Here is a 21,197-nt window from a genome sequence, read left to right as displayed (position 1 = left end):
TCACCCCATGGCCAAGTTCTTCATCGACCGGCCCATCTTCGCATGGGTCATTGCCTTGTTCATCATCGTGCTGGGCGCGGTGTCCATCACGCAGCTGCCGGTGGCGCAATACCCGCCGGTGGCGCCGCCCACCATCGTGCTGTCGGCCGCCTACCCTGGCGCCTCGGCGCAGACCATGGAAGACGCCGTGCTGTCGGTCATCGAGCGCGAGATGAACGGCTCGCCCGGCCTGGCCTACATGGAGTCGGTGGCGCAGGCCAACGGCACGGGCACCATCACGATCAGCTACGAGCCGGGCACCAACGCCGACCTGGCGCAGGTGGACGTGCAAAACCGCCTGTCGCGCGCCACGCCGCGCCTGCCCTCGGTGGTGGTGCAGCAGGGCGTGCGGGTGGACAAGTCGCGCTCCAACTTCCTGCTGTTCGTGATGCTGTCGTCCAGCGATCCGGACACCGACGTGACGGCCATCTCCGACTACGCCTCGCGCAACGTGCTGCCCGAGCTGCAGCGCCTGCCGGGCATCGGCCAGGTGCAGATGTTCGGCGCCGAGCGCGCCATGCGCATCTGGATCGAGCCGGCGCGGCTGCAGGGGCTGAACCTGTCGATCGCCGACGTCAACACCGCCATCGCGCAGCAGAACGCGCAGGTGGCGGGCGGCTCGATCGGCGACCTGCCGCTGGCCGCCGGGCAGACCATGAGCGCCACCGTGGTGGTGCCGGGCCAGCTCGCCACCGTCGAGCAGTTCGGCGACATCGTACTGCGCGCCAACCCCGACGGCAGCACGGTGCGCCTGAAGGACGTGGCGCGCATCGAGCTGGGCGCGCAAAGCTATTCGACCGCCGCGCGCCTGAACGGCAAGCCCGGCGCGGGCCTGGGCGTGCAGCTGTCGACCAGCGGCAACGCGCTGGCCGCCGCCCAGGCGGTGCGCACGCGCATGGACGAGCTGCAGAAGTACTTTCCCAAGGGCATGAGTTGGACCATTCCCTACGACTCGTCGGACTTCGTGCGCATCTCGATCCGCTCGGTGGTCGAGACGCTGTTCGAGGCGGTGGCGCTGGTGTTCCTGGTGATGTTCCTGTTCCTGCAGAACTGGCGCTACACGGTCATCCCCACCATCGTGGTGCCGATCGCGCTGCTGGGCACCTTCGGCGCGCTGCTGGCCTTCGGCATGTCGGTCAACGTGCTGACCATGTTCGGCATGGTGCTGGTGATCGGCATCGTGGTGGACGACGCCATCGTGGTGGTCGAGAACGTCGAGCGCATCATGAGCGAGGAGGGCCTGCCGCCCCTGCAGGCCGCGCGCAAGGGCATGAGCCAGATCTCGGGCGCCATCATCGGCGTGACCGTGGTGCTGATCTCGGTGTTCGTGCCGCTGGCCTTCTTCAAGGGCGCCACGGGCAACATCTACCGCCAGTTCGCCGCGGTGATGGGCGTGTCGATCTTCTTCTCGGCCTTCCTGGCGCTGTCGCTCACGCCGGCGCTGTGCGCCACGCTGCTCAAGCCGGTCGAGGCCGGCCACCATCACGAGAAGGGCGGCTTCTTCGGCTGGTTCAACCGGCGCTTTGCGCGCACCGCCAAGCGCTACGAGAGCTTCCTGGCACGCCTGCTGGGGCGCGCCGGCCGGCTGATGCTGATCTACGTCGCGCTGGGCCTGGCGGCGGCCTGGATGTACCAGCGCCTGCCCACCTCGTTCCTGCCGGAAGAAGACCAGGGCTCGCTGCTGGTCAACATCCAGCTGCCGCCGGGCGCCACGCTGGAGCGCACGCAGGCCGTGGTCGAGCAGACGGAAAACTACCTGCTCAAGCAGCCCGAGGTGGCCGGCATGGTGTCGGTCATGGGCTTCTCGTTCTCGGGCCAGGGGCAGAACGCCGGCCTGGCCTTCATCACGCTCAAGCCCTGGGACGAGCGCAAGGGCGAGCAGCACACCGCCATGGCGCTGGCCGGGCGCGCCATGGGGGCCTTGTCGGGCATCAAGGACGCCTTCATCTTCCCGGTCAACCCGCCGCCGATTCCGGAACTGGGCGTCAGCTCGGGCTTTACCTTCCGGCTGCAGGACCGCGGCGGCAAGGGGCACGCCGCCCTGGTGGCCGCGCGCAACCAGATGCTGGGCATGGCCATGCAAAGCAAGGTGCTGGCGGGCGTGCGCCCCGACGGGCTGGAGGACGCGCCCCAGCTGCAGGTGGACATCGACCGCGACAAGGCCGCTGCCCAGGGCGTCGGCTTTGCCGCCATCAACAGCACCATCTCGGCCGCGCTGGGCTCGGCCTACGTCAACGACTTTCCCAACCAGGGCCGCCTGCAGCGCGTGGTGGTGCAGGCCGACGCGCCCGCGCGCATGCAGGCCGAGGACATCCTCAAGCTGACCGCGCTCAACAACCAGGGCCAGCCGGTGCCGCTGGCCACCTTCGCCAGCACGCGCTGGATCACCGGGCCGATGCAGACCATCCGCTACAACGGCTATCCGGCCATGCGCATCGCCGGCGCCGCCGCGCCCGGCTACAGCACGGGCGACGCGATGGCCGAGATGGAGCAGCTGGCGGCCAAGCTGCCCGAGGGCTTCGGCTACGAGTGGACCGGCCAGTCGCGCGAGGAAAAGCTGGCCGGCAACCAGGCCATGATCCTGTACGGCTTCGCCGTCCTGGCGGTGGTGCTGGCGCTGGCCGCGCTGTACGAGAGTTGGTCGATCCCGCTGGCCGTGATCCTGGTGGTGCCGCTGGGCGTGCTGGGCGTGCTGCTGGCCATCACGGGGCGCGGCCTGGCCAACGACGTGTACTTCCAGGTCGGCCTGATCACCATCATCGGCCTGTCGGCCAAGAACGCCATCCTGATCATCGAGTACGCCAAGGACCTGCAGGCGCAGGGCCGCAGCGCCCTGCAGGCGGCGCTGGCGGCGGCGCACCTGCGGTTCCGCCCGATCATCATGACCTCGCTGGCCTTCACGCTGGGCGTGCTGCCCCTGGCCATCGCCAGCGGCGCCGGCGCGGCCAGCCAGCACGCCATCGGCACCGGCGTGATCGGCGGCATCGTCGTCGGCACGCTACTGGCGGTGCTCTTCGTGCCCACCTTCTACGTCGTGGTGCGCCACTTCTTCAAGGGCTCGGCGCGCCAGCAGCAGCGCTACGCCGAGCACGCGGCACAGGCCGGCATCAGCAGCGAGGCGGCGCGGCATGCCGTGGACGAAGCCGAGGCCGGGATGACGCCCGAGCAGCGCCGCGCGCTAGAAGACCCGTCGTCGTCGGCCCCCGCACCGGATCCGAAGGACCCCTCATGAAACCCGTTTCGATCCCCCCCGCGGGCCGGCTGACGGCCCTGGCCCTGGCCGCGCTGCTGGCCGGCTGCTCCTTCGTCCCGCCCTACCAGCAACCGGCGGCCCCCGTCGCCAGCCAGTGGCCCGCGGCCACCGGCGCCGACCCGGCCGGCGCCACGCGCGCCGCCGCCGACCTGCCGTGGCAGGACTTCGTGCAGGACGAATCGCTGCGCGAGCTGGTGGCGCTGGCGCTGCAGAACAACCGCGACCTGCGCGTGGCGGTGCAAAACATCGAGCAGGCCCGCGCGCAATACCAGATCCGGCGCGCCGACCAGGTGCCCACCGTGGCCGGCGCCCTGAACGGGCAGCGCACGGTGCCGAACGCCAATGCCAACGGGCAGCCCAAGGTGTCCTCGCTCTACACCGTCGGCGTGGGCGTCTCCAGCTGGGAGCTGGACTTCTTCGGCCGCGTGGCCGCGCTCAAGGACGTGGCCCTGAGCAACTTCCTGGCCACCGAGGAAGTGCTCAAGACCACGCAGATGAGCCTGATCGCCAACGTCATCGCCACCGGCCTGCAGCTCAAGACCGACACCGAGCTGCTGGGCCTGGCCGAGCGCACCCTGGCCACGCGCCAGCAGTCGCTGGATCTGATCCAGCTGCGCTTCGACCACGGCGCCTCCTCGGCGCTGGACCTGCAGCTGGCTCAGTCGCTGATCGCCAGCGCCCAGGCCGCGCGCGCGCAGCAGCAGCGCCTGCGGGCGCAGGACATCAACCTGCTGACCCTGCTGGTCGGCCAGCCGCTGCCCGAGCGCCTGCTGCCCGCCGTGCCCGCCGCCGTGGCACCGGCGCCGCAGCCCGAGCTGACGCAAACGGCAACAGTGCCCGCGCCGGTGGCGGCCCTGCCCGCCTTCGCCCCGGTGCCGGCCGGCCTGCCCTCGGACCTGCTGCTGCGCCGCCCCGACATCCGCGCCGCCGAGCAGCAGCTGATCGGCGCCAACGCCAACATCGGCGCGGCGCGCGCCAACTTCTTTCCGCGCATCACGCTCACCGCCAGCCTGGGCCGCGTCAGCACCGACCTGGACGGCCTGCTGGGCTCGCACGGCTTCGGCGCCTGGTCGTTCGCGCCGGCCCTCACCTTGCCGATCTTCGACGGCGGCCGCAACCAGGCCAACCTGGAGGCCGCCCAGGCCGGGCGCGCCATCGCCGTGGCGCAGTACGAGAAAGCCATCCAGGGCGCCTTCCGCGAGGTCGCCGACGCACTGGCCGGGCGCGCCACGCTGACCGCGCAACTGACCGCCCTGCAGGCTCAGGCCACGGCCGAGCGTGAGCGCTACCGCCTGACCGAGCTGCGCTACCGCAACGGCGTGGCCAGCCACCTGGACCTGCTGGACGCCCAGCGCTCGCTGTTCGCCATCGAGCAGGCGCTGGCGCAGGGGCAGCTGGCCGAGCGCAGCAACGAGGTGCAGCTGTACAAGGCCCTGGGCGGCGGCTGGAGCGAGCCGGCGCCGGCTGCAAATTGAGCGCCGTCAGGTGCGCCCTATAATCGAAAACCGCCGCGCGCGGGCCGCCGCAGCTGCCCGCGCCGCCCGCAGAACATTCACGAACAAGCCCCCGAGGACGCCATGAGCGAGAGCATGCACGAGGAAGAACACACCGGCCTCATGAAGACCCCATCCCAGGTGTTCTGGGTCAGCGCCGCCGCTTTCGTGGTCCCCATCTTCACCATCATCGGCCTGGTCACCTACTTCAGCTCGGGCAAGGACCAGTCGCCCGGCGAGACCGACGCGGCGCAAAAGATCGCGGCGCGCATCCAGAAGGTCGGCACCGTGGAAATCCGCGACGCCAACCGCCCGCTGGCCAGCGGCGAGGACGTGTACAAGGCCCAGTGCTCGGCCTGCCACGCCACCGGCGTGTCGGGCGCACCCAAGTTCGGCAACGCCGGCGACTGGGCGCCGCGCATCAAGCAGGGCTTCGACACGCTGCTGCACTCGGCCCTCAAGGGCAAGAACGCCATGCCCCCGCAAGGCGGCGGCAACTTCTCCGATGTCGAGATCGGCCGCGCCGTGGTGTACATGGCCAACGCCGGCGGCGCCAAGTTTGCCGAGCCGGCCGCTCCGGCCGCCGCTGCAGCCGCCTCCGAAGCCCCGGCCGCCGCCGCAGCGGCACCCGCCGCTCCGGCGCCAGCAGCTGCCGCGGCCCCCGCACCGGCGGCAGCCCCCGCGCCGGCCGCCACGGCCGCGCCCGCAGGCGGCGCCGACCTGGCCGCCGGCAAGAAGCTCTACGACACCGTCTGCGTGGCCTGCCACGGCACCGGCGTGGCTGGCGCGCCCAAGTTCGGCGACAGGGCCGCCTGGGCTCCCCGCCTGGCCGCCGGCTTCGACGAAGTGCTGAAGATCGCCACCGCGGGCAAGGGCGCCATGCCGCCCAAGGGCGGCTCCACGGCCTCGGACGCCGACTTCAAGGCCGCCGTCCAGTACCTGACCGACGCGGCCAAGTAAACCCGCCAGACCCCGGCCAGGAGCCGCCTTCGGGCGGCTTTTTGGTTTCAGGCGCCGTGCTGCTGCGGGCTGGGCACGAAGCCGAAGCGCGCCGGCACCGCGGCCGCCTCGATCGGCTCGGGCGTCCAGCGCCCCTGCTCCACGGCCTGCGCCACCAGGGCCACGTCCTGGCTGTGCACCAGGCCCAGGCCCAGGTCGGCCAGCAGGTACACGCGCCCGGCCTCGTCCAGCCACAGGCCGCGTGCCTGCGCCGGGCGGCCTGTGTGGGACTCGACGCGGCCGTCCTCGTGCAGGCGCCACACCCAGGGCGCCGCTTCCAGCTCCACGTACACGCGCTGCGGGCCGTTCTGGAAGAACCACTGGCCCTGGGCGTCAGCCTCGTAATTGCGGCCGATGAAGGCGATCAGCCCCTCGTGCTGCAGCAGGCTGCCGCGCGCGCCGGGCACGCCGCCGGCAAACGCGCCCAGCGCCTGCGCGGCGGCGTCGCGCAGCCACCAGCGCCCGCGCGCGTCCAGCCCCAGCCAGCCCCGGCAGTGGGGCACCCGGGGCCACTTGGCCATGGCTTGCCTGACGATGTCGTCCATGCTTCAGTGGAGCAGCTGCCCGGGGATGGTCACCTCCGCCACCTCGCTGCGCCCGGGGCTGGCGTGGTGCGCCGCCAGGCGCCAGCCCTGCGTGGTCTTGAGGTAGACGTTGGTGGCCACCACCCAGGCGTGCTGCGGGCCTTCGGTGGTCAGCAGGTCGACGCGCTCGAGCACGTTGTGCACGGCAGCGCCCAGGGCGTCGATGCGGCGCACGCGCTCGGGCGTGGCGCGGATCGTGCCCCGCCCGAACATGGCCTCGAAGGCGCCGCGGATGGCCACCGCCCCCACCAGGCGCGGGCCGCCCGGGTGCACGCAGACGATGTCGTCCTCGTCCGCCCAGCAGGCCATCAGGGCGTCGATGTCGCCATGCTGCAGCGCTTCGTAGAAAGCCGCTTCGACGTCGTCGGCACTGCCGCCCAGCACGGCGGCGCGATGGCGGGACTTGGGCATGGGTGCATTGTGCCGGCGAAATGGCGCCATGGGCGCGCCGCGTGCTATCTTGCGCCCCTGTATGTCCACCACCGGAGCCTGGCTCATGAAACATTGGCTTGTTCGCCTCACCACCCTCCTGGCGCTGGCACTGACGCTCAGCGGCTGCGGCTACAACGACTTCCAGCGGCTGGACGAACAGACCAAGTCCGCCTGGAGCGAAGTGGTCAACCAGTACCAGCGCCGCGCCGACCTGATCGACAACCTGGTCAACACCGTCAAGGGCGAGACCAGCTTCGAGCAGGACACGCTGACCAAGGTGATCGAGGCGCGCGCCAAGGCCACCAGCATCCAGGTGTCGCCCGAGACGCTGAACAACCCCGAGCAGTTCAAGCAGTTCCAGGCTGCGCAGGGCGAGCTCACGGGCGCGCTCAGCCGCCTGATGGTGACGGTGGAGCGCTACCCCGACCTGAAGGCCAACAAGGCGTTCTCCGACCTGCGGGTGGCGCTGGAAGGCACCGAGAACCGCATCGCCGTGGCGCGCGGGCGCTACATCGAGGCGGTCAAGGAATACAACGTGCTGGTGCGCAGCTTTCCCAGCAACCTGACGGCCATGGTGTTCCACTACCAACCCAAGGAGAACTTCACCGTCGCCAACGAGGCGGCCATCTCGACCGCGCCCAAGGTCAATTTCGGGCCCGGCCCGGCGCCCGCCCGCTGAGCCGACGATTTTTAAGTAAAGCATGCCTGTTGCCCGCATCCGTAAAGCGCTGATAGCTATTGTTTTGATAGTTATCGGCCTGCTCTCGGCGCAGGCGCAGGGCGTGCAGCCGGTGCCGCCGCTGACCGGCCACGTGATCGACACCACCGGCACGCTGGATGCCGCGCAGGCCGCGGCGCTGGAAGCCAAGCTGGCCGCGCTGGAAGCGGACAAGGGCTCGCAGGTGGTGGTGCTGATGGTGCCCAGCACCGCGCCCGAGGACATTGCCTCGTACGCCAACCGCGTGGGCAATGCCTGGAAGATCGGCCGCAGGGACGTCGGCGACGGCCTGATCGTGCTGGTGGCCAAGAACGACCGGCGCATGCGCATCGAGGTGGCCAAGACGCTGGAGGGCGCGGTGCCCGACATCGCGGCCAGCCACATCATCGACGAGGTGATGACGCCGGCGTTTCGGCGCGGCGATTTCACCGGCGGGCTGGACGCCGCGGTCGACCAGCTCGCCGCGCGCATCCGGGGCGAGGTCCTGCCGCCGGTGCGGGCCCCGTCCGAGTCGCTGGACGCCAGGCTGGGCAACGGCCATTTCGAGTTGATCGTGTTCGCCCTGTTCGCCGCGCCGATCGTGGCGGCGCTGCTGCGCGGCATCCTGGGGCGCAAGCTGGGCGCGCTGGCGATGGGGGTGAGCGTGGGCGGTCTGGTGTTCTGGATCGGCCTGGGCGCCGTGCTGGCCGTGCTGGCGGGTGCCGGCGCCTTCCTGTTCGCCCTGGTCGGCAACCTGGCCAGCGCCCTGCCCGGCGGACGCTCGCACGGCGGCGGCTGGGGCGGCGGCTTCAGCTCGGGTGGCGGCGGCTTCGGCGGCGGCGGCGGGGGTTTCAGCTCGGGCGGCGGCGGCGACTTCGGCGGCGGTGGTGCCAGCGGGAGTTGGTGATCATGCTGGCCACCCTGCGCCGCCTGTGGCGCCATCACTGGATGGACGAATCGGACACGCGCCGGCTGGTGCCGCCGGACGCGCTCGAGCGCCTGCGCCGGCGCGTGGCCGAGAGCGAGGCGCGGCACACCGGGCAGCTGCGCATCTGCGTCGAGGCGGGCCTGCCCTCCAGCTACCTGTGGCGGCACCTGCGCCGGCACCTGCCCATGCGGCGCATCGTGCGCGAACGCGCGCTGATGATGTTCGCCAAGCTGGGCGTGTGGGACACCGAGCACAACAATGGCGTGCTGATCTACCTGCTGCTGGCCGAGCACGCCATCGAGGTGGTGGCCGACCGGGGCGTGGCGCGTGCGGTCGAGCCCGCAGCCTGGCAGGCGCTGGCCGACCGCCTGGGCAGCAGCCTGCATGCCGGCGATGTCGAGCAGGGCCTGTCGCAGGCGGTGGACGACGTGTCGGCGCGGCTGGCCGCCCTGTTTCCCGCCGCCGGTGGCCGCTCGACGCAGGCCTCCAACGAGCTGCCCGACGAACCGGTGTTGTTGTAGGCGAAGCCGGCGCTCAGGCGCCCGGCCCGGTGGCGGGCGGCGCCGCCTGGTCGAGCCGCTGCAGCAGGCGCCGATTGACCGCGTGCGCGGCGTCCAGCTCCTGCTTGAGCGCCTTGGTGACTCGCGTCAGCGCCAGCAGCTTGCGGTTGGTCTCGCGCAGGTGGCCGGCCACGCGCTGGGTGATGGCCAGCAGCAGGCGCGCGGCCACGGCGGGCTGCTCGGCCATCAGCTGCTCGAAGGCCTCGCGCGTGAGCACCGCCAGCGCCAGGTCGCTGGCCGCCGTGCAGGTGGCCGAGCGCGCCGCCTGGTCGATCAGGCCCAGCTCGCCGATCAGGCTGCCCGGCCCCAGCACCGACACCACCAGGTCCTCGCTGGCCGAGACACCCTCGACCGTCACCTCGCCGCTGAGGATCAGGGCCATCGAACAGTCGCCCTCGCCATGCTCGCCCTGGCGCATCAGCACGGTGCCCGCGGCGGTGCGGTGCGGGCGCATGCGGGCCACCACCGCCAGGGCATCGGCCTGGCTCAGCGCGACCAGCGCGCCCTCGGTCACCAGCAAGGATGCCGCGTGCTCCTGGACGCCACGATCGTCACGGGGTTTGCGTCCAAACATAAGCTGCCTATTATGGGGACCTCCGCCAGCCGCGCCAAGGGCGTGGGCCAAAAAAAACCCACCGGCCGGTGGGTTCTCGGATGCGCGGGCCTGATCAGTGCTTGGGCCGCTCGCGGTACTTGCGCAGCGCGGCCAGCTCGGCCGCCAGGATAGCCAGCTCGGACGTGGCACGCGCCACGTCGATCTCGCTCTTGGCGTTGCGCAGCGCTTCCTCGGCGGCCTTCTTGGCGGCGTTGGCGCGCTCGTCGTCCAGGTCCTTGCCGCGGATGGCGGTGTCGGACAGCACGGTGACGACGTGGGGCTGCACCTCCAGGATGCCGCCGGCCACGAACACGAACTCCTCGCCGCCGTCGGCCTTCTGGATGCGCACCGAGCCGGGCTTGATGCGCGTGATCAGCGGCGTGTGGCGCGGGTACACGCCCAGCTCGCCGGCCTCGCCGGGCAGGGCGACAAACGTCGCCTCGCCCGAGAAGATGGACTCCTCGGCGCTGACGACATCGACATGAATGGTATTGGCCATATGCAATCCTGGTTGGGCGTTGGACGTTGGGCGTTGGGCGTCAACCGATGACAGGCCCCACGCTCAACGCTCAACGCTGAACGCCGAACCCCGAAATCAGACCTTCTTGGCCTTTTCCATGGCTTCGTCGATGGTGCCGACCATGTAGAAGGCCTGCTCGGGCAGGTGGTCGCACTCGCCGTCCACGATCATCTTGAAGCCCTGGATGGTGTCCTTGAGCGAGACGTACTTGCCCGGCGTGCCGGTGAACACCTCGGCCACGTGGAAGGGCTGCGACAGGAAGCGCTGGATCTTGCGCGCGCGCGCCACGGCCAGCTTGTCCTCGGGCGCCAGCTCGTCCATGCCCAGGATGGCGATGATGTCGCGCAGCTCCTTGTAGCGCTGCAGCGTGCCCTGCACGGCGCGGGCGACGGTGTAGTGGTCCTCGCCGACCACGTGCGGGTCGAGCTGGCGGCTGGTGGAGTCCAGCGGATCGACGGCCGGGTAGATGCCCAGCGCGGCGATGTCGCGCGACAGCACCACGGTGGAGTCCAGGTGGGCGAAGGTGGTGGCGGGCGAGGGGTCGGTCAGGTCGTCCGCCGGCACGTACACGGCCTGGATCGAGGTGATCGAGCCCACCTTGGTGGAGGTGATGCGCTCCTGCAGCTTGCCCATTTCCTCGGCCAGCGTCGGCTGGTAGCCCACGGCCGACGGCATGCGGCCCAGCAGCGCGGACACTTCGGTGCCGGCCAGGGTGTAGCGGTAGATGTTGTCGACGAAGAACAGCACGTCGCGGCCTTCGTCGCGGAAGGATTCGGCAATCGTCAGGCCCGTCAGCGCCACGCGCAGGCGGTTGCCCGGCGGCTCGTTCATCTGGCCGTAGACCATGGCCACCTTGGACTGGCCCAGGTCTTCCTGCACCACGACCTTGGAGTCGCTCATCTCATGGTAGAAGTCGTTGCCCTCGCGGGTGCGCTCGCCCACGCCGGCAAACACCGACAGGCCCGAGTGCGCCTTGGCGATGTTGTTGATCAGCTCCATCATGTTCACGGTCTTGCCGACGCCGGCGCCGCCGAACAGGCCCACCTTGCCGCCCTTGGCGAACGGGCAGATCAGGTCGATCACCTTGATGCCGGTCTCCAGCAGCTCCTGCGAGGGCGAGAGCTCGTCATAGGCCGGGGCCTTGCGGTGGATGGCAGCGAGGTTCTTCTGGTCGATCGGGCCGCGCTCGTCGATGGGGTTGCCCAGCACGTCCATGATGCGCCCCAGCGTGGCCGGGCCGACCGGCACGGTGATGGGCTGGTTGGTGTTGACCACCATCATGCCGCGGCGCAGGCCGTCGGACGAGCCCAGCGCGATGGTGCGCACGATGCCGTCGCCCAGCTGCTGCTGCACTTCCAGCGTCAGGGTCGAGCCGTCCATCTTGAGGGCGTCGTAGACCTTGGGCATGTGCTCGCGGGGGAACTCGACGTCAACGACGGCGCCGATGCACTGAACGATTTTTCCTTGGACTTGAGCCATGTCTTGCTCCAATAACTTGATTCGTGTGTAAACGGGTGGCGACGTCAGACTGCGGCGGCACCGGCGACGATTTCGGACAGTTCCTTGGTGATCGCGGCCTGGCGGGTCTTGTTGTAGACCAGCTTGAGCTCGTTGATCACGTTGCCCGCGTTGTCGGTGGCGGCCTTCATGGCCACCATGCGCGCCGACTGCTCGGACGCCATGTTCTCGGCCACGGCCTGGTAGACCAGGGCCTCGACGTAGCGCGTGAGCAGCTCGTCGATGACGGTGGGCGCATCGGGTTCGTAGATGTAGTCCCAGGCGTGCCCGGCGCCGCTGTCGCGCGTCTGCTGCTGCATGGCCTCGGACGACAGGGGCAGCAGCGTCTCAATCACCGAGTCCTGCTTCATGGTGTTGATGAAGCGGGTGTAGGCGATGTAGACGGCGCTGAGCTCGCCCTTGGCGTAGGCGTCCAGCAGGGTCTTGACCGGGCCGATCAGCTTGTCCAGGTGCGGCGTGTCGCCCAGCTGGGTGGTCTGCGCCACCACGCGCGCGCCCACCCGGGTGAGAAAGCCCAGCCCCTTGTTGCCGATGGCCACCGCGTCGATGGCCATGCCGGCGGCCTGCAGGTCCTTGAGCTTGGTGGTCACGCCACGCAGCACGTTGGTGTTCATGCCGCCGCACAGGCCCTTGTCCGTCGTCACCACGATGAAGCCGACGCGCTTGGCGTCGTTGGCCTTCATGTAGGGGTGCGTGTACTCGGGGTTGGCCTCGCCCAGGTGGGTGGCGACGTTGCGCACCTTCTCGGCGTAGGGGCGCGCCGCGCGCATGCGATCCTGCGCCTTGCGCATCTTGCTCGCCGCGACCATTTCCATCGCCTTGGTGATCTTCTTGGTGTTCTCCACCGATTTGATCTTGCCGCGAATTTCCTTGCCGACTGCCATGGCGGATGCTCCTTATGGACGATCAGGCGAAGGACTTCTTGAACGCCTCGATGGCGGCGGTCAGCTCGGCCTCGGCTTCCTTGTCCTTGTCCAGCGCCTTGCCCGCCTCCATGCGCTGCAGCAGCGCGGCGTGCTTGTCCTTCAGGTGGGCGTGCAGGCCGGCCTCGAAGGGCAGCACCTGCTTGATCTCCAGGCTGTCCATGTAGCCCTTGTTGGCAGCAAACAGCGAGGCGGCCATCAGGCTGATGGGCAGCGGGCTGTACTGGGCCTGCTTGAGCAGCTCGGTCACGCGACCGCCGCGGTCCAGCTGCTTGCGGGTGGCCTCGTCCAGGTCGGAGGCGAACTGCGCGAAGGCGGCCAGCTCGCGGTACTGCGCCAGGTCGGTACGGATGCCGCCCGACAGCTTCTTGATCAGGTCGGTCTGCGCCGCCGAGCCCACGCGCGACACCGAGATACCGGCGTTGATGGCGGGGCGGATGCCGGCGTTGAACAGGTTGGTTTCCAGGAAGATCTGGCCGTCGGTGATCGAGATCACGTTGGTCGGCACGAAGGCGGACACGTCGCCGGCCTGCGTCTCGATGATAGGCAGCGCGGTCAGCGAGCCGGTCTTGCCCTTGACCTCGCCCTTGGTGAAGGCCTCGACGTAGTCGGCGTTGACGCGCGCGGCGCGCTCCAGCAGGCGGCTGTGGAGATAGAACACGTCGCCGGGGTAGGCTTCGCGGCCCGGCGGGCGGCGCAGCAGCAGCGAGACCTGGCGGTAGGCCACGGCCTGCTTGGACAGGTCGTCATAGATGATCAGCGCGTCCTGGCCGCGGTCGCGGAAGTACTCGCCCATGGTGCAGCCCGAGTAGGCCGACACGTACTGCATGGCGGCGGACTCGGAGGCGGAAGCGGCCACCACGATGGTGTAAGCCATGGCGCCGGCCTGCTCCAGCGCGCGCACCACGTTCTTGATGGACGACGCCTTCTGGCCGATGGCGACGTACACGCAGGTCATGTTCTGACCCTTCTGGTTGATGATCGTGTCGATCGCCACCGCGGTCTTGCCGGTCTGGCGGTCGCCGATGATCAGCTCGCGCTGGCCGCGGCCGATCGGCACCATCGAGTCGATCGACTTCAGGCCGGTCTGCACCGGCTGGCTGACCGACTGGCGCGCGATCACGCCCGGGGCGACCTTCTCGATCACGTCGGTCATCTTGGCGTTGATGGGACCCTTGCCGTCGATCGGCTGGCCCAGCGCGTTGACCACGCGGCCGATCAGCTCGGGGCCGACCGGCACTTCCAGGATGCGGCCCGTGCACTTGACGGTGTCGCCCTCGGAGATGTGCTCGTACTCGCCCAGAATCACGGCGCCGACGGAGTCGCGCTCGAGGTTCAGCGCCAGGCCGAAGGTGGGCTGGCCGTCGGCGGTGGCCGGAAACTCCAGCATCTCGCCCTGCATCGCGTCGGACAGGCCGTGGATGCGCACGATGCCGTCGGTGACCGACACCACGGTGCCCTGGTTGCGCACGTCGGCGCTGACGCCCAGGCCCTCGATGCGGCTCTTGATCAGTTCAGAAATTTCGGTGGGATTGAGCTGCATGACTCTTTCCTTAAAGGTCTTGGGGATTGCCGAGGGCTCTCGTGCCGGCGCGCGGGCGCGTCAGGCGGTGAGGGCCGCTTTCATTTGTTGCAGGCGCGCGCGCACCGAGGTGTCCAGCACCTCGTCACCCACGACCACGCGCACGCCGCCGATCAGCTCGGGGGCGATGTGCACCTGGGTTTCCAGCTGGCGGCCAAAGCGCTTTTCGAGCACGGTCTTCAGTTGCGCCAGCTCGCCGCTCTCGATCGGGAACGCGCTGTAGATCTGCGCGTCCGAGCGCCCGCTCTGGGCGTTGGCGAGCGCGCGAAACTGCGCCGCCACCTCGGGCATCGCCGCCAGGCGACCGTTGTCGATCACCGTGCGCAGGAAGTTGGCGCCGCGCTCGGGCAGGGCCTGCGGCAGCACGGACGTCAGCAGCTTGAAGATCTCGCCGGCCTGCACCTTCGGGTCGGCGGCAAACTGCAGCAGCTGGGGCGTCGCGCAAGCGGCGGCAAGGGTGTCGAGCCAGCCCTGCGTGCCCGCGGCATCGCCGCGGCAGGTCTCGAACAGCGCTTCGGCGTAGGGCCGGGCGATGGTGGCAAGTTCAGCCATGGGGATGTGTCCTTGCGCGATCAGAGCTCGGTTTTCAGGCGGCTCAGCAGGTCGGCATGCACGGCGGGATTGACTTCCTTGCGCAGGATCTGCTCGGCGCCACGCACGGCCAGCTTGGCCACCTCGTCGCGCAGCGCCTCGCGCGCCTGCACCGCCTGCTGCTGCGCCTCGGCGCGGGCGGCGGCAATGATCTTGGCGCCTTCGTCGTTGGCACGCGCCTTGGCCTCTTCGATGATGGCCTGCGCGCGGCGCTCGGCATCGGCCTGGCGCTGGGCGTTCTCGGCGCGCGCCTGGGCCAGCTGCTGCTCCACGCGCTGGTTGGCGTCGGCCAGCTCGCTCTTGGCCTTGTCCGCGGCAGCCAGGCCTTCAGCGACCTTCTGAGCGCGCTCGTCCAGTGCGTTGGCGATCGGCGGCCACACGAACTTCATCGTGAACGCCACCAGCAGCAGGAACACGATGATCTGGATGATTAGGGTACCGGTGATGCTCACGGTTGTTCCTTGGAATGCAGCGGCGCGGGGCCGCCAAACTCATATGCGGGAGAGCGGCGGCGCCCCGGGGGCGTCCGCCGCATCCCAACCCACCCGCAACCTTACTTGGCGATTTGCGCGAGTTGACCCAGGAACGGGTTGGCCGTGGCGAACCACAGGGCGATACCCACGCCGATGATGAAGGCCGCGTCGATCAGGCCGACCAGCAGGAACATCTTGGTTTGCAGCTCGCCCATCAATTCGGGCTGGCGGGCGGCCGACTCGAGGAACTTGCTGCCCATGAGGCCGATGCCGATACAGGCGCCGACGGCACCCAGGCCAATGATCAGGCCGGCGGCCAGGGCGACAAAGCTGATAACTTCCATGATGACTCCTAAAGGGACGTGGTGGGTTGATGGATAAAAGGAAAGGGAAAACGAAACCGGTACAAAAGCGGGCGATGCGGCCGCGGCCTCAGTGATGATCGTGCGCCTGGCCGATGTAGACCAGCGCCAGCATCATGAAGATGAAGGCCTGCAGGATGATGATCAGGATGTGGAAGATGGCCCAGGCCAGGCCGGCGATGACGTGGCCGATGGCCAGACCGATGCCGGTGCCGGTGAAGGCGAAGGCGCCGCCCATCAGGGCGATCAGCATGAAGATCAGCTCGCCGGCGTACATGTTGCCGAACAACCGCAGGCCGTGCGAGAGCGTCTTGGAGGCGAATTCGATGATCTGCATCGCGAAGTTGACGATGCCCAGCACGAAGGCCATCAGCGGGTTCTTGCTGGTGCCGAACGGCGCCGTCACCAGCTCATGCGCCCAGCCGCCCAGGCCCTTGATCTTGACGTTGTAGTACAGGCAGATCAGCAGCACCGCCACCGACAGGCCCATGGCGCCCGACACGTCGGCCGTGGGCAGCACGCGCATGTAGGCATGCGCCGGCTCGCCGCCGGTGGCGCCCACCAGCTTGGCCCACAGGGTGGGGATCAGGTCGACCGGCAGCAGGTCCATGGTGTTCATCAGCGTGACCCACACGAAGATGGCCAGGCCCAGCGGCGCCACGAACTTGCGGCTGTTGGCGTTGTGGACGATGCCCTTGGCCTCGTTGTCGACGAACTCGACCAGCATCTCGACGGCGGCCTGGAAGCGCCCCGGCACGCCCGGGCTGGCCTTGCGCGCGGCGGCCCACAGCAGCCAGAACGTCAGCGCGGCCAGCAGCGCCGAGAAGAGGATGGTGTCGATGTGGAAGACCGAGAAGTCGACCACCGCGTTGGACGCCTTGTTCTGCCAGAAGTGCAGGTGGTGGACGACGTATTCGCCCGCGGTGAGCCCGTGCTCCGCGGTGGTTTCAACAGCGTTTTCAGCAGCCATCGGTGTTTACTCTTCGTGCGCCCGTCCGGATTCGGACTTTTTCGACCGCGCCCACAACAGGCCCAGCCAGTACATCTTGATCGTCAGTGCCAGGCCGATCAGCAACGCTGGCCAGCTGGGCACCCCCAAAAATCTCGGGGCCGCCATCAGCATCCCCACGGTCAAGGCCAGCTTGACCCCCTCCCACAACAACAAGCCTGCCAGGGCCGCCGCCGGCGGAAACCCCGGCCGCGCCCAGCGCACCGTGCCGCGCGCGGCCACCGCCGCCGGCAGCACCCCCGCCAACGCGCCGTAGGCAGCCGACCAGGCCACCTCGGGGCGCCGCGTCAGCAGCCAGGCCAAACCTGTCACCACCAGGCCGGTGAGCGCCTGCGCCAGCAGGGCTCGCCACACCGGCAACTGCGGATGCCGCGCCCGCCATTGGCGGGCCTGCTCGGCCGTCAGCGGGGCGGACTCCTGCGGATCGGGTTCATCCACCCAGCCCCACTGCCTGCCCGATTCCGCGCCCGAAGACCGCTGCCCTGCATCGCGCGCCGCGCCGGAGTTGATGTTGCTCATTCCAACTGACGCCACGATTACACGCGCGGCCTTCGCCAGCAAATCCATGGAATTATACGATGGATAACCCGCATTCCAGCCACTCGCGCCGATCATGCCTGGCGGGGCTGGTTCAAAATGCGGGCTTCCCACAGCCACACCCGCGATCGACCCATGCCAGCCTACCGCACCGACCACCTGCCCGCCCTGCCCTGCTACCTGAACGGCGAGATGACCACGCTGGACGCGGCGCGCATCAGCCCGCTGGATCGCGGCTTCATCTTCGGCGACGGCATCTACGAGGGCATCGCCGTCTATGGCCGGCCGGGCCAGGCGCCGCGCCCGTTCCGCTTCGAGCAGCATATGGCGCGGCTGGAGCGCAGCCTGAAGGAAACGCGCATCGCCAACCCGCACACGCGCGAGCAGTGGCGGCAGATCGCGCTCGACCTGATCGCCGCCCACCCCGAGCACGCCAGCGTGGCCGACTGGTTCTATTACTTCCAGGTCACGCGCGGCGTGGCGCTGCGCGACCACCCGATGCTCGAAGGCCTGACGCCCACGGTGTTCGCCACCTGCCTGCCGATGAAGCCGCCCTCGGCCGAGCAGCGCGCCCAGGGTGTCGCCTGCGTGACCGCCGACGACTTTCGCTGGCAGAAGGCGCACATCAAGTCGATCAGCCTGCTGGGGGCGGTGTTCGCGCGCCAGATCAGCTTCGACGCCGGCGCGCTGGAGACGGTGATGTTCCGCGACGGCTTCCTGAGCGAGGCGGCCTCCAGCAACGTGTGGGTCGTCAAGAACGGCCGGGTGTTCGGCCCGCCCAAGGACAACCTGGTGCTGGAGGGCATCCGCTACGGCGCCATCGAGGAGCTGTGCCGCCAGGAAGGCATCGGCTTCGAGCTGCGGCGCATTCCCAAGGCCGAGGTGCTGGCCGCCGACGAGCTGATGCTGTCCTCGGCCACCAAGGAGGTGCTGCCCATCACCACGCTGGACGGCCAGCCGGTCGGCAGCGGCAAGCCCGGCCCGGTGACGCAAAAGCTGTACGCCGCCTACCAGCGCGCCAAGGACGCGCTGTTCGCCGCATGAGCGCGCCGGGCCGTTCCCAAGCGCGAATCCCGCAGCGCGCAGCGCGGAGGGTCGTCCAGTGAGCACATCTCCCAACCCCGGCGCCGGGCGCCGCGCCTCGCTGATCGAGTACCCGGTGCGCTTTCCCATCAAGGTGGTGGGCGAAAACGCCGACGGCTTCGTGCACGCCATCACCCACCTGGCGCGGCAGTTCGACCCCACGTTCGACGCCGCCACCATCGAGCTGCGCGAAAGCGGCGGCGGCAAGTACCTGGGCGTGACCATCACCGTGCTGGCCACCAGCCGCGAGCAGCTCGACGAGCTGTACCGCGCGCTCAGCACGCACCCGATGGCGCACTGGGTGCTGTGACGGAGCAACGCCAGCCCCCGCAATCGACCGGCATGGACACGCGCTTGCTGGGCCGGGTGGACTACGCCCCCACCTTCCAGGCCATGAGGGATTTCGCCCACCAGCCCGCATCAAACGAGCGCGAAGAGCTATGGATTTGCGAGCATCCGCCGGTGTTCACGCTGGGCCTGGCCGGCCGGCCCGAGCACGTGCTGGCGCCGGGCGACATCCCGGTGGTGGCCACCGACCGCGGCGGGCAGGTGACCTACCACGGCCCCGGCCAGGTGGTGGCCTACCCGCTGATCGACCTGCAGCGGCACGGCATCTTCGTCAAGGAATACGTGTACCGGCTGGAGGAGGCGGCGATCCGCACGCTGCGCGCCTTCGGCGTTACCGGCCACCGCGTGGCCGGCGCGCCCGGCATCTACGTGCGGGTGGATGACCCGTTCAGCCACGCCCTGCTGCCCCAGCGCCCGCAGCGGCGCGAGCCGGGCGCGCCCGCGCCGCAGCCCGACTTCACCGGCCTGGGCAAGATCGCCGCGCTGGGCATCAAGGTCAGCCGCCACCGCAGCTACCACGGCTTGGCGCTGAACGTGGCGATGGACCTGCAGCCGTTCGAGCGCATCAACCCCTGCGGCTACCCCGGCCTGCGCACGGTGGACCTGGCCAGCCTGGGCGTGGTCGCCTCGTGGGACGAGGTGGCGCACGAGCTGGCCGGGCAGCTGCAGCGGCTGCTGGCGATCTCGTAGCGCCCGGCCCGCGTCGACCCGTCAGGTCGCCGGCTTGTCGCTCATCGCCTTCAGGTTGTCCTCCAGCTCCTTGCTCATCGGCAGCCCGATGGCCTGGTTGCGCGGGGGGATGGGCTCCATGAACCACTTGTTGTAGAGCTTGGTGAAGGCGCCGGACTTCATCATGTCGTTGATGACGCCGTCGACCAGGGCCTTGAACTTGGGGTCGTCCTTGCGCACCATGCAGGCGTAGGGCTCGACCTGCAGCGACTCGCCCACCACGTCCAGCGCCGCCGGGTCCTTCGCGTTGGCCTTCAGGCCGAACAGCAGGATGTCGTCCATGGCGAAGGCGTCGGCGCGGCCGGTCTCGACCAGCATGGCGGCGTCGGCGTGGTCCTTGGTGCCGACGATGTCCAGGTTCAGGCTCTTCTCGTCGTTGTAGCGGCGCACCACCTGCATGTTGGTGGTGCCGGTGGTGATGGCCACCTTCTTGCCCTTCAGGTCGGCCCAGTTGTGGATGCCCGAGCTCTTTTTGACCATCAGCCGCGTGCCGGTGTAGAAGTAGTTGGTGGCAAAGCTGACTTCCTTGCCGCGCGCGCTGTTGTTGGTGGTGGAGCCGCACTCCAGGTCGATGGTGCCGTTGACCAGCAGCGGAATGCGGTTGGCCGAGGTGACCGACTGCCAGCCGACCTGGATGTCGTTCTTGCCCAGCGCCTTCTGCACGGCGGCCAGCACGGCGTTGGAGATCTCGACCCCGAAGCCGACCGGCTTGTCGGCCCCGGCCAGGTAGCTGAAGGGCACGGACGAGTCGCGGTAGGCGAAGGTGATCTTGTTGTCGGCGGCGACCTTGGCCAGGGTGTCGGCGGCCTGGGCCGGGATGCTCAGGGCACAGGCCAGCGCGGCGCCGGTCAGCAAAAAGGCATGTTTCATGGAACCGGTCCTTTGACAGGTGGGAAGGTTGACGAAGAATGGGCCCACACGGAGCGGGCTGCGAAGGATGCTGCCGGCACGCCGCGCGCTTGGCAAGCAGGAAAGCCCGCAGATCGCGGGGCAGGCACGCCACGGCGGGCCCCGTAAGATCAAGGATTTCACGGCCTGGCCGTTTTCCCGCCCCCATGCACACGCCCGCCTCCAACCGCCTGGCCAACACACTGGCCCTGGCCACCATCGTCCTGTGGGCCTCGCTGGCCACGCTGGGCGCGGCGCTGGGGCACGTGCCGCCCTTTCTGCTGACGGGCCTGGGCCTGCTGGCCGGCAGCCTGATCGCGCTGCCGATGGTGCGCTTCGACGTGCGGCGCCTGGTGGTTCCCTGGCGCACGCTGGCGCTGGGGGTGTACGGGCTGTTCGGCTACCACTTCCTGCTGTTCACCGCGCTGGGGCAGGCGCCCGCGGTGGAGGCCAACCTGGTCAACTACCTGTGGCCGCTGGGCATCGTGCTGATGGCGCCGCTGCTGCTGCCGGGCGTGCGCCTGGGCGCGGCGCACGTGGGCGCGGCGCTGGCGGGGTTTGCCGGCGCCGCCATCGCCATCCTGGGGCGCGGCGGCGCGGCGGCCGAGGCGCCGGGCCACGCGGCGCTGGGCTTTGCCTGCGCGGCGGGCGCGGCCTTCATCTGGTCCAGCTACTCGCTGCTGACCAAGCGCCTGGCGCTGACGGGGCGCGACTTTCCGACCGCGGCGATCGGCGGCTTCGGCCTGGTGTCGGGCCTGCTGGCGCTGGCCTGCCACGCGCTGCTGGAGCCGGCCGTGAGCCTGTCGGGGCGCGACGTGCTGCTGATCGCGGCGCTGGGCCTGGGCCCGCTGGGTGGCGCGTTCTTCTTGTGGGACAAGGCGCTGAAGCTGGGCGACGCGCGCCAGATCGGCGTGCTGAGCTACCTGACGCCGCTGCTGTCCACCGCGCTGCTGCTGTGGAGCACGGGGCGCGCCATCAGCGGCTCGGTGCTGCTGGCCACGGTGCTGATCCTGGGCGCCGCCGTGATCGGCACGCGCGCCCGGTAGACTATCGA

At 69.6% G+C, this 21,197-nt stretch carries 23 protein-coding genes; 10 read left to right on the top strand and 13 right to left on the bottom strand.

Annotated features, from left to right (window positions below; genetic code table 11):
• Positions 1-7: 7 nt before the first annotated feature.
• From H6927_04920 to H6927_04910, 3 genes are all read left to right on the top strand, one after another.
• Entirely contained in the window at positions 8-3,271 is a 3,264-nt protein-coding gene (locus H6927_04920) for an efflux RND transporter permease subunit (GenBank protein ID MCP5217436.1), read from the top strand.
• Positions 3,268-4,767 carry an efflux transporter outer membrane subunit gene (locus H6927_04915; GenBank protein ID MCP5217435.1) on the top strand — a complete coding sequence of 500 codons (1,500 nt, stop codon included), beginning with the start codon at positions 3,268-3,270 and terminating at the stop codon, positions 4,765-4,767. The genes H6927_04920 and H6927_04915 overlap by 4 nt, the downstream gene beginning before the upstream one ends.
• A gap of 102 nt (positions 4,768-4,869) precedes the next feature.
• Positions 4,870-5,745 carry a cytochrome c5 family protein gene (locus tag H6927_04910; protein MCP5217434.1) on the top strand — a complete coding sequence of 292 codons (876 nt, stop codon included), beginning with the start codon at positions 4,870-4,872 and terminating at the stop codon, positions 5,743-5,745.
• 47 nt (positions 5,746-5,792) lie between these two features.
• Here H6927_04910 and H6927_04905 read toward each other — a convergent pair whose 3' ends face one another.
• Together H6927_04905 and H6927_04900 are read right to left on the bottom strand one after the other, a co-directional pair.
• Positions 5,793-6,329, bottom strand: coding sequence for a DUF2946 family protein (locus H6927_04905; GenBank protein MCP5217433.1), 537 nt, complete (start codon positions 6,327-6,329; stop codon positions 5,793-5,795).
• A gap of 3 nt (positions 6,330-6,332) precedes the next feature.
• A complete protein-coding gene (locus H6927_04900) occupies positions 6,333-6,779 on the bottom strand; it encodes a nuclear transport factor 2 family protein (protein MCP5217432.1) in 447 nt (148 codons plus the stop codon).
• A gap of 61 nt (positions 6,780-6,840) precedes the next feature.
• Here H6927_04900 and H6927_04895 point away from each other — a divergent pair, with 61 nt between their 5' ends.
• From H6927_04895 to H6927_04885, 3 genes are read left to right on the top strand one after another with little or no spacing between them, the layout of a single operon-like run.
• Positions 6,841-7,479 carry a LemA family protein gene (locus H6927_04895; GenBank protein ID MCP5217431.1) on the top strand — a complete coding sequence of 213 codons (639 nt, stop codon included), beginning with the start codon at positions 6,841-6,843 and terminating at the stop codon, positions 7,477-7,479.
• A gap of 22 nt (positions 7,480-7,501) precedes the next feature.
• Positions 7,502-8,404: a TPM domain-containing protein gene (locus tag H6927_04890; GenBank protein MCP5217430.1), complete on the top strand. Its 903-nt coding sequence runs from the start codon at positions 7,502-7,504 to the stop codon at positions 8,402-8,404.
• A gap of 2 nt (positions 8,405-8,406) precedes the next feature.
• A complete protein-coding gene (locus H6927_04885) occupies positions 8,407-8,946 on the top strand; it encodes a TPM domain-containing protein (protein MCP5217429.1) in 540 nt (179 codons plus the stop codon).
• 13 nt (positions 8,947-8,959) lie between these two features.
• Here H6927_04885 and H6927_04880 read toward each other — a convergent pair whose 3' ends face one another.
• The 10 genes from H6927_04880 to H6927_04835 all read right to left on the bottom strand — a co-directional run bounded on the left by H6927_04880 (position 8,960) and on the right by H6927_04835 (position 17,077).
• Positions 8,960-9,559 (bottom strand): cyclic nucleotide-binding domain-containing protein, encoded by a 600-nt coding sequence (locus H6927_04880; protein ID MCP5217428.1) that lies wholly within the window; start codon positions 9,557-9,559, stop codon positions 8,960-8,962.
• A gap of 94 nt (positions 9,560-9,653) precedes the next feature.
• The gene (locus H6927_04875) at positions 9,654-10,079 is read right to left on the bottom strand and encodes a F0F1 ATP synthase subunit epsilon (GenBank protein ID MCP5217427.1); all 426 of its coding nucleotides are present in this window, start codon (positions 10,077-10,079) and stop codon (positions 9,654-9,656) included.
• A 96-nt stretch (positions 10,080-10,175) separates the two neighbouring features.
• Entirely contained in the window at positions 10,176-11,579 is a 1,404-nt protein-coding gene (gene atpD / locus H6927_04870; protein ID MCP5217426.1) for a F0F1 ATP synthase subunit beta, read from the bottom strand.
• Positions 11,580-11,623: 44 nt separating this feature from the next.
• Positions 11,624-12,502, bottom strand: coding sequence for a F0F1 ATP synthase subunit gamma (atpG, locus tag H6927_04865; GenBank protein MCP5217425.1), 879 nt, complete (start codon positions 12,500-12,502; stop codon positions 11,624-11,626).
• Positions 12,503-12,524: 22 nt separating this feature from the next.
• Positions 12,525-14,084 (bottom strand): F0F1 ATP synthase subunit alpha, encoded by a 1,560-nt coding sequence (locus tag H6927_04860; GenBank protein ID MCP5217424.1) that lies wholly within the window; start codon positions 14,082-14,084, stop codon positions 12,525-12,527.
• A gap of 60 nt (positions 14,085-14,144) precedes the next feature.
• A complete protein-coding gene (locus H6927_04855; protein MCP5217423.1) occupies positions 14,145-14,675 on the bottom strand; it encodes a F0F1 ATP synthase subunit delta in 531 nt (176 codons plus the stop codon).
• Positions 14,676-14,695: 20 nt separating this feature from the next.
• The gene (locus H6927_04850; GenBank protein MCP5217422.1) at positions 14,696-15,166 is read right to left on the bottom strand and encodes a F0F1 ATP synthase subunit B; all 471 of its coding nucleotides are present in this window, start codon (positions 15,164-15,166) and stop codon (positions 14,696-14,698) included.
• A gap of 101 nt (positions 15,167-15,267) precedes the next feature.
• The gene (gene atpE / locus H6927_04845; protein ID MCP5217421.1) at positions 15,268-15,534 is read right to left on the bottom strand and encodes a F0F1 ATP synthase subunit C; all 267 of its coding nucleotides are present in this window, start codon (positions 15,532-15,534) and stop codon (positions 15,268-15,270) included.
• 85 nt (positions 15,535-15,619) lie between these two features.
• Positions 15,620-16,519 carry a F0F1 ATP synthase subunit A gene (gene atpB / locus H6927_04840; GenBank protein ID MCP5217420.1) on the bottom strand — a complete coding sequence of 300 codons (900 nt, stop codon included), beginning with the start codon at positions 16,517-16,519 and terminating at the stop codon, positions 15,620-15,622.
• 6 nt (positions 16,520-16,525) lie between these two features.
• Entirely contained in the window at positions 16,526-17,077 is a 552-nt protein-coding gene (locus H6927_04835; protein MCP5217419.1) for an ATP synthase subunit I, read from the bottom strand.
• Positions 17,078-17,230: 153 nt separating this feature from the next.
• Here H6927_04835 and H6927_04830 point away from each other — a divergent pair, with 153 nt between their 5' ends.
• From H6927_04830 to lipB, 3 genes are read left to right on the top strand one after another with little or no spacing between them, the layout of a single operon-like run.
• Complete coding sequence (locus H6927_04830) at positions 17,231-18,139, top strand: D-amino acid aminotransferase (protein MCP5217418.1); 909 nt, start codon at positions 17,231-17,233, stop codon at positions 18,137-18,139.
• A 58-nt stretch (positions 18,140-18,197) separates the two neighbouring features.
• On the top strand, positions 18,198-18,488 hold the full coding sequence (locus tag H6927_04825; protein ID MCP5217417.1) for a DUF493 family protein: 291 nt from the start codon (positions 18,198-18,200) through the stop codon (positions 18,486-18,488).
• A gap of 32 nt (positions 18,489-18,520) precedes the next feature.
• Complete coding sequence (gene lipB, locus H6927_04820) at positions 18,521-19,216, top strand: lipoyl(octanoyl) transferase LipB (GenBank protein ID MCP5217416.1); 696 nt, start codon at positions 18,521-18,523, stop codon at positions 19,214-19,216.
• 21 nt (positions 19,217-19,237) lie between these two features.
• On the opposite strand, the gene H6927_04815 is transcribed toward lipB, so the two are convergent.
• Positions 19,238-20,125, bottom strand: a complete 888-nt coding sequence (locus tag H6927_04815) for an amino acid ABC transporter substrate-binding protein (GenBank protein MCP5217415.1) — start codon at positions 20,123-20,125, stop codon at positions 19,238-19,240.
• Positions 20,126-20,310: 185 nt separating this feature from the next.
• Between H6927_04815 and H6927_04810 the strand changes: the two genes are divergently transcribed.
• The gene (locus H6927_04810; GenBank protein MCP5217414.1) at positions 20,311-21,189 is read left to right on the top strand and encodes a DMT family transporter; all 879 of its coding nucleotides are present in this window, start codon (positions 20,311-20,313) and stop codon (positions 21,187-21,189) included.
• Positions 21,190-21,197: the final 8 nt, after the last annotated feature.

Source organism: Burkholderiaceae bacterium (assembly GCA_024235995.1).
GTDB lineage: Bacteria > Pseudomonadota > Gammaproteobacteria > Burkholderiales > Burkholderiaceae_C > Ottowia.
This window is presented reverse-complemented; position numbering and strand designations above follow the sequence as displayed.